General features: G+C 55.6%; 7 protein-coding genes and 1 riboswitch. Of the genes, 4 read left to right on the top strand and 3 right to left on the bottom strand.

Annotated elements, in window-relative coordinates; all coding sequences use genetic code 11:
* Positions 1-544: 544 nt before the first annotated feature.
* Positions 545-922: a dihydrofolate reductase family protein gene (locus tag N0M98_RS31825; RefSeq protein ID WP_259620290.1), complete on the bottom strand. Its 378-nt coding sequence runs from the start codon at positions 920-922 to the stop codon at positions 545-547.
* Positions 923-1176: 254 nt separating this feature from the next.
* Between N0M98_RS31825 and N0M98_RS31820 the strand changes: the two genes are divergently transcribed.
* The 3 genes from N0M98_RS31820 to N0M98_RS31810 all read left to right on the top strand — a co-directional run bounded on the left by N0M98_RS31820 (position 1177) and on the right by N0M98_RS31810 (position 4420).
* Positions 1177-2130 carry a helix-turn-helix transcriptional regulator gene (locus tag N0M98_RS31820; protein WP_249861428.1) on the top strand — a complete coding sequence of 318 codons (954 nt, stop codon included), beginning with the start codon at positions 1177-1179 and terminating at the stop codon, positions 2128-2130.
* A gap of 147 nt (positions 2131-2277) precedes the next feature.
* Positions 2278-3156, top strand: a complete 879-nt coding sequence (locus N0M98_RS31815; RefSeq protein WP_259620288.1) for a hypothetical protein — start codon at positions 2278-2280, stop codon at positions 3154-3156.
* A gap of 490 nt (positions 3157-3646) precedes the next feature.
* Positions 3647-4420: a Cof-type HAD-IIB family hydrolase gene (locus N0M98_RS31810; RefSeq protein ID WP_259620287.1), complete on the top strand. Its 774-nt coding sequence runs from the start codon at positions 3647-3649 to the stop codon at positions 4418-4420.
* A 273-nt stretch (positions 4421-4693) separates the two neighbouring features.
* On the opposite strand, the gene N0M98_RS31805 is transcribed toward N0M98_RS31810, so the two are convergent.
* On the bottom strand, positions 4694-4885 hold the full coding sequence (locus N0M98_RS31805; protein ID WP_259620289.1) for a small acid-soluble spore protein H: 192 nt from the start codon (positions 4883-4885) through the stop codon (positions 4694-4696).
* A gap of 330 nt (positions 4886-5215) precedes the next feature.
* Between N0M98_RS31805 and N0M98_RS31800 the strand changes: the two genes are divergently transcribed.
* Positions 5216-6457: an MFS transporter gene (locus tag N0M98_RS31800; protein WP_259620286.1), complete on the top strand. Its 1242-nt coding sequence runs from the start codon at positions 5216-5218 to the stop codon at positions 6455-6457.
* Between the two features lie 656 nt (positions 6458-7113).
* On the opposite strand, the gene N0M98_RS31795 is transcribed toward N0M98_RS31800, so the two are convergent.
* Positions 7114-7269: a DUF1540 domain-containing protein gene (locus tag N0M98_RS31795; RefSeq protein ID WP_249861432.1), complete on the bottom strand. Its 156-nt coding sequence runs from the start codon at positions 7267-7269 to the stop codon at positions 7114-7116.
* A gap of 457 nt (positions 7270-7726) precedes the next feature.
* Positions 7727-7927: riboswitch (cobalamin riboswitch) on the top strand.
* Positions 7928-8040 lie beyond the last annotated feature (113 nt).

The following is an 8040-nucleotide window of genomic DNA, read 5'->3' as shown; positions in this document are numbered from 1 at the left end:
CCCCTTTGAGGGGCAAGCCCGGGACCGCTCGCGGTTGGCAGACTTTCAGTGCGCCTTCTTAGGCGCGTGCTAGTACCATGCCCTTATAGGGCTGATGGAAGCCACCGGCTAAGCCGGTGGTTATGACTGTGTCCCCAAAATCGGATACGAAAGGTTGTGATGAGAATGATGCTTTATTTTGCAACGGTTTTGCCGGGAATGGATCGAGAGCTGTCGCAATTGGATGTCATGGGTCGATGCGGGGCGTCCAGGTACAATTCCATATAAAGTTAACGACAGCTGTGCGGGGAAGCATACGTATTCCCGGTTTGACGCGTTCGCAGCGTATGCGTGCGGGATAGAGAGACGCGATTCCCGTTGCCGTCATGGCGGTTCGGGGGACACGAACTGGAATTTTCGACTCGATAATGATGAGGAGGATGAGGTCTTTGCGCTAAGGCTGACGGACGCTGCATTCCGATACCGCTGCGGCGCAGGCTGCGGTTATTATTGTGCTGCCCGATGCTTGGGGATGTGAGAGAGATGCAAGACGGTCACCTGCTTGTCAAAAGCGGACTGCATGATGGAATTGGGCGATTTGCCCGTGACGCCGGACGTCCTTGAACTCGAGGGACAGCTCCGGAACAGGGCTGTGGAATAAAGGAATGCCTTTTCCAAGCAGCACCGGTACGGTCGAAACGATAAATTCGTCGATCAGTCCCGCCTGCAAAAAGTCGTCCGCCAAGCCCGCCCCGCCGACCGGCCATATGCTCTTGCCCTGCTGCCGCTTCAGCTTCGCGACGAACGAAGAGACGTCTTCACGAACAAACTCGACGTTCGGATCTTCAGGCGCAAGCGAGCGCGTAAACACATAGCACCGCTGATCGGGATACGGAAATTGCTTCGAGAGCGATTCGAGCTGATCGCACGTGGCGCGCCCCATAATCACCGTATCGATCCCCTGCATAAACGAGGCGTAGCCGTTGAATCCCTCTCTTTCGACGCCGATCAGCCAATCGATGTCTCCGTTTTCTCTGGCAATGTCCCGTCGAGCGATACCGCGATGTACAGCACGACTTTCCTTTTAAGTAACCCGACTTCAATAGCAATGTAACAAACCGAATATGACAACCGCTGACATATTGATATGGTACAATGAAAAATATAGAAGCTAACAAGCAAGGAGGGAGCTCGGCCTTGAGAGCGGATCGATTGCTGTCCATTTTGTTATTGCTGCAAAACCATGGAAGAATGACGTCGCGGGAGCTGGCGGAAAAGCTGGAGGTGTCGGAGCGGACGATCTTCCGCGACATGGAGGCACTTAGCTCGGCGGGCATTCCGGTGTATGCCGAGCGCGGCTCCGGGGGAGGCTGGGCTTTGACGGAAGGCTACCGAACGGATTTGACGGGAATGAAGACGGAGGAGATTTTCTCGCTGCTGCTGTCCATTCCTTCCAGCCTGCTCGATGACCTCGGAATAAAGGGCGACTTCGAAGCCGCCTTCCAGAAATTGTTGGCGGCGTCGCCGGACGCAATCCGGGAAAACGCCGAATGGGTAAGGCAGCGGATTCATATAGACGGCGCGGGCTGGCATCAATCGCACGAATCGTTCGAGCATCTTCGTACGGTGCAGGAAGCGGTGTGGGAGGAACGCAAGCTGTATTTACAATACCGCAAGGAAGATGCGATCGCGGAGCGCACCGTGCATCCGCTCGGGATCGTCGCCAAACGGAATATTTGGTATTTGGTCGCCGAAACGGACGGAGATATGCGCACGTACCGGATCTCCCGTCTTGCCTGCGCCCGTAAGCTGGAGGAGCGGTTCGAGCGCCCGGAGGGGTTCGATCTGGAGACGTATTGGGAACAATCTACGGAGCGGTTCAAGAGAGCGCTGCCCAAGTACCCTGCGCGGGTTCGCGTCAACGAAAGGCTGCGTGCGCGCATCGGTCGAGAGCGTTATGCCAAAATTAGCGGCGGCCAGGAAGAAGCGGAGGACGGCTGGCTGGAGCTCGACGTTGAATTCGAAACGCTCGAATCCGCCTGCGAAATCATTCTCAGCTACGGTCCGCACGCGGAGGTGTTGTCGCCGCTGGAACTAAGGATGAAAGTCGTAGAAGAAGTGAAAGCGATCGCGGCGGTCTACGGAATGTGAAGCTGCGGCCCGGCGAATAGCGCTGTCTTTGCGCGCGGAACATGGCCCGCTTAACGTCGGCACCGGTCGCAATTTCTTCGTCTTCAATTCCGTTCATGGAATGCAGCCGGGCGCGCTCGCGAACATGGCGGAGGCCGCGCGTCGGCGATGTCATCATGGCGCATCATTTTAGTTGCTTTAGGGAAAGGAGCTGAACGGCACTTGCAGCCTGTGCACACTCGCGGCGGCGGCAGGGCGTCCCGGCCGCATCTGCTTACGGTCGGTGCGATGGCGGCGATGGCCGCCGTGATCGACCTGATCGTCCACCAAGCGCTCGGCCATGGCTTGGCCGCGCTGCTGCTGGACGCCGGCCCGCTGCGGCTGACGGGCCTGGACGCCGCCTATGCAAGCGACGGGCTCGCTCCCGCCGCGCGGCGGACGCTCGCCGCAGCCGGAGCGGCGGCGAATATCGCCTTCGGCCTCGCGGTGATGCTCGTCCAGCGCGCATATCGCCCGAAGCGGCCGCATGTCCGCTACGGCTTCTGGCTGCTCGGCCATACGAATATGTATATGGCCGGCGGCTGCATGACGGCGTTCGCCTTCGCGCAGCGCGGCGACGTCGGGGCTTTCCTGAGCGGCCTGGAGCCGCCGCTCCTGCTAATGGCCAGGGCCGGCTTCGCCGCGCTCGGCCTAGCCGTCTGCTTGTCCGCGCTGCTGCATGGCGCGCGGACGCTGGAGCCGTTCGCAGCGGGTTCCCGCGCTGCGGTCAGACGGACCGCCGTTCGCCTGGCGGTCCTGCCTTACGCCGTGATCGCGGCGATGGCGCTGCTCGGCGGGGCGCTGCACGGCGCCGGGGGCGGCCTGGCGGAGCAAGCGGCGTACTCCTTGTGGGCGAGCCAATGGTATCTGCTGCTCACCCCTCTCGCGGTCAGGCCAGCCGAGGAGAAGCGCCCGCTCGTTCCGGGACGTTCGGCGCCGCTCATCGCCATGGGCATTGCGGCGGCGATTGCGTATATCGTTTTTCTGGCTCCCGGCCTGCCGTTCTAACCGTTATAGTGCCGAAGGGAGGGGGCGGCCAACCGCATTCATGCTGCCGGTAACCGTTCTCTCGCTGCCTGGAATCGGCACCGAAGCTGCCGACCGACGATCGAAGTGTAGCGCCGCCGCTTGCGGGAATGGAGGCTAACGGACACAGCTGCAGTTATTTCGTTAGGATCGGCTGCTTTTCAACGGCAGCGGACACCACAGCGCTTATTGACTCCCATTTGTTACTGAATTATATATTTTTAGTCAAATAACTGCGCTTATGTCCGTTACAACTCCAAAAGCTTGATATTTGTGTACATAGAGGCCGCTGCGTCCGTTAGATATTTCTCGGTGCTGTACGGCGATGCAGAACAGCCCGAGCAGCCCGAACAGCCCGTGGGGACACAACCCCGGCGAGTTTGCTCATCCTGCAGATCCGCAGTCCGTGCAGCCCCACAAACGGGAGGCCTTCTGTTATAATGAAGCAGAAAGAAAGGATGGGGTGGCAGAGATGATCAAATTGGTAGCATTCGACGTGGACGGTACGCTGCGCGACCGGGACTACTTGCCCGACTCTACGCGGGCCGCATTGCAGAAGCTGAAGGAACGGGGCGTCGCGCTGGCCCTATGCACGGGACGGAGCGAGTACGAGATGGAATCGCTGCGCAAGGAGCTCGGCATCGATTGGGCGATTACGTGCAATGGCAGCCATATCGGATACCGCGGCAAAACTGTCTTCGGCAGCGCTTTTCCGAAGGATACGGTGCGCCGTTGGCTGGAAGAAGCCGAGCGGCTGAAGCATACATTTTTGCTGTACGGCTCGGAGCTGATGTTCATGAACCGTGCGGAAGATCCTCATTTTCGCCAAAGCCAGCGGGAAATCGGCTTTATGGAGCCGGTAACGCTGCCTTCTCCGGAAGAGGTTCCCGATATATATCAATGTATCGTATTTTGCGAGGAGCATGAAGAAGGCGTCTACACCGGGGGACGGAAGGACGCGTATTATATACACCGTTGGCGGCCCTGGGCCGTCGATATTAACCCTACCGGCATGAACAAAGCCGTAGGTCTACGCAAGCTGATGGACCATCTGGGGCTTCAGCCCGAAGAAGTCGCCGCGTTCGGCGACGGCCACAACGACTTTGAAATGATCGAGCTGGCAGGCAGCGGCATTGCCATGGGCAACGGCTCGGACGAGCTGAAGGCCAAAGCCCGTTATGTGACCCGGACGCTGCAAGATGGCGGTATCGCCTATGCGGTAGATCAATGGATTTTACCGGCTTAGGCCGGCAGGGGAGTCAAGCGCGAACAACCCGAGAGGATAAGAACTCGAGGTCATACCTCGCAATAAAGGAAGGAGCAGGCTGCCTATTATGCAGCTGCTCCTTTTTGACATTGCGGCAGGCAGCATGTTCAAGGCTCCCGCAATGCGCCTGAATCCGCTTTAGAAGCCAAGGGGCCTGCTTGCGGCCAGATTGGGACCCGCTAGGCAGCCCATCCGCTTCCTTGCGATTAGCCGGAGGTTTTACCGCATGCGGCAGGTTTGCGGCAGCGGCTCTCAGCCTTGGGTTTGATGCTCGGTCAGACTCGCTAACGAAACTTCCCGCTCTTGTTCGGGACTGTTCAAAGGATAGATGCGCGCCGTTCCGTTATCTTCGAATACCTGCTGAATATAGACCGGAACTCCGTCGCAAGTAACATTGGCCATCACCGGAGAAGCGGCTATTTCTTGCGCTCGCTGCATATTCATCATTTCATACCTCCATAAAGAATATCGTCCCAAACGGGCTGCTATTTAGTATGCGCAGCTTGCAGACGGTTTATTTTCTTCGGACGAAACGGAGGGGAAACCGGGGGCGGCGGAAAAAACAGCCTTAATCATTTTCTCCCCGATAAAGGTGAACGGTGCGTGGTACAATGGTTCACGGAAGTTTAGCGAGGTTTCTACGGCGGCTTTCCTGGGAATAACGATGAAGCTGAGGTTAATTTTAACACTCAGCAACCTTTTAGCGGCAAGCCTCGTTTAAGATTACGCGCAGCTACAGTTTTTTTGTAACCGCAAGAAAGGATGAGAGCATAGATGACTTCTGCTTCGCAAGGGATGGGGGCATTATTTGGCAACAGGTTCGTACAGGCGATCCTGTTATCCGGATTATTTCTGCAGATCGGCATTTGGGTCCGGAATTTCGCCGTTTTGTTATTCGTCATGGATCAGACGGGCGGCGATCCGTTCGCCGTATCGATGATTTCCGTAGCGGAATTTGCGCCGATCTTTATATTTTCGTTTATAGGAGGCACGTTTGCCGACCGCTGGAAGCCGAAGCGGACGATGGTATGGTGCGATGTGTTGAGCGCGGTTTCCGTATTCGCTGTTTTACTCACGCTTGTGTTTGCGACATGGAAGGCGGTCTTTTTCGCGACGCTCGTTTCCGCTATTTTATCGCAGTTTTCGCAGCCGTCCGGGATGCGCCTGTTTAAAACGCATGTGCCCGGCGAGCTCATTCAGATGGGGATGTCCATTTATCAGACGATGTTCGCCCTGTTTATGGTGCTGGGACCTATTCTCGGGACATTTGTTTACCAGCATTACGGGATTCAGACGGCTATTTTCATTATGGGGGTCGCGTTTTTGCTGTCCGCCGCCGTTCTGTTGTTTCTTCCCGCCGACCCGGCGCCGTCCGAGAATAAGCCGGTTACCAGGCTGAAAGAAGAGATGGCCGCCGGCTTCCGGTACGTTCTCTCCAAGCAGGTGCTGAGCACGCTCGGCGGCTGTTTCTTGACGGCCGGTCTGGCGCTCGGCTTGATCCAGCCGTTAGGCGTGTTTCTGGTGACCGAGCGGCTTGGCTTGCCCAAGGAAAATATTCAATGGCTGATGACCGCCAACGGGGTGGCGATGATCATCGGCGGCGTTCTTGCGATGACCATGTCCAAAAGCTTCAAGCCGCAGACGATGCTGGTCATCGGGATGATCGTAAGCGCGGCCGGCATGGTAGTAACCGGCTTGTCGACGTCCTTGTGGCTGACGCTCGGCGCGCAATTTGTTTCCGGCTTGGTGCTCCCGGCGATTCAGATCGGCATTAATACGATGATTCTGAGCAATACGGAAGAATCGTATGTAGGCCGGGTCAACGGGATTCTCAGTCCGCTCTTTATGGGCGGGATGGTGTTGACGATGAGCTTGTCAGGTTGGCTGAAAAGCATGTTTCATATCGTAGCTATGTACGAAACGGCCGCCGTTTTGTTCGTCATCGGTGTTCTGGTCATGCTGCCTTTGTACCGTGGCGGAGTGCGGAGCGAGGCCGGTTCGCCGGGAGAGGCGTAACACCCGGTGAAATGTAGAGCGACCGCCCGGATTCATATTCCGGGCGGTTTTTAAGCTGGGCGGGTACAGACAAGAGACCTCCCCAGTATAGCTTTCAGGGAAGAATACCCAAGAACGTTGCCGATAGCCGGCGTTTAGCGGAGGGCATTCTCCGTTACCTGCGGATTAGAGGTTATCTTTGCGGAAATACGGATGAGCGCTGCCACAAAATTCGTCTTTTTCGCAGTACGAAATCGAATGTTGGTAGACTGGCACGCAATGGTGGCGGTTAACAACCTCAACCGGATGAATGACTTGAACGAGTTGCGGGTGATAAAAGTTTCTTACTATTCTGCGCGGATCAGTAATAATCGGATCCGCTGGCGGGCAACAATGTCTATGCGAACGATATGCCATTACCTATCAGCTCCTCTCATGATCTGAGATAGTATACGACGATCGCCGGCCGGCGGCTTGTGCCCTTGCCTAATTTATACAGAAACAAAAATCGTCCGGTACAGGCACCGGCGCGGACTTCAAGCAGGAAAAAATGCTGCGGGAAGAGGGGAACGAGCGCATAATTATCGGCTGATAATAATTATCATTATTGGCTATACTGTATTTGAGCAAGCAAAAAGACAGCCCATATCCCGATAGGCTGCCTTTCCGAAAAAAAATTAGATCTTCGATTCAAACGTTTTGCAGTCGGTTTCCGCCGAGTTTCTGGCTTTATCGTTGTGATTGCTGACTACATAAATAGAAGAAGCGTTGCACTGATTGCCTGCAGCCCAATACTTACAGGAGTTGACTTCGCACATTACGTCTCTCGCCATGGATTCTCACCTCCTTATCTAACTAGCATGGGCAAATCAGGCACGGTTTTATACTCCGCGCCAGGCTAAATCCGGGCTTTTTTGCTGTTTAGGAAATGAAGCGCAGCCATATCCTGTGGAAATCCGGGGTCTCCCCCGAAAGTAAAGTCTACCCATAGAACGATCCCAGAGGAAGGGTTAGACGCCGATCCAGCTTAGGCTGGATGCGGACGGAATAAGCTTCAGAGCATCACGTCACTTTTGGGCGATTTGTTCCTGAACCAGCATGCGTAAAAACGCGGTGAAAAACGACGGCTAAGCAAGCGGAAAACTTTTTTTGCTCTCTGTTGTCCTTTCCCGTTGTTGACAAAAGACGCCGCTGCTTATATATTAATAGTAATAATTACTATTAGTTACTATCAGTTTCGTGTTGTATAAAACCGTATATTCGTGTATCATCAGTGTTGTTTAACGACAATTACACATCGTGGGAATGGGTGTTCCGGTAAATACCGGAGCTTAATAGGGAAGTTCGGTGCAACACCGACGCGGTCCCGCCACTGTAACGGAGTAGTCCAAGCGAACATGTCACTGATCCAGGTAATCGAACCGGATCGGGAAGGCCGCTGCCGACGTATGATTCCGGAGCCAGGAGACCTGCCTGTTCTGACAGCACTGCTTTGACCTACGGGAGATGGGGAAGTGTTAAGACGGCCGTCATGCGTCCACAGGGACTGTTACGGGCATCTTTACCTTATTTTCTATCGGGTGAAGATGCCTTTTTTTGGTATG

Source organism: Paenibacillus doosanensis (assembly GCF_025060755.1).
Lineage (GTDB): Bacteria > Bacillota > Bacilli > Paenibacillales > NBRC-103111 > Paenibacillus_S > Paenibacillus_S doosanensis.
The sequence above is the reverse complement of the archived record's forward strand: the minus strand, read 5'-3'. Positions and strand labels throughout refer to the sequence as shown.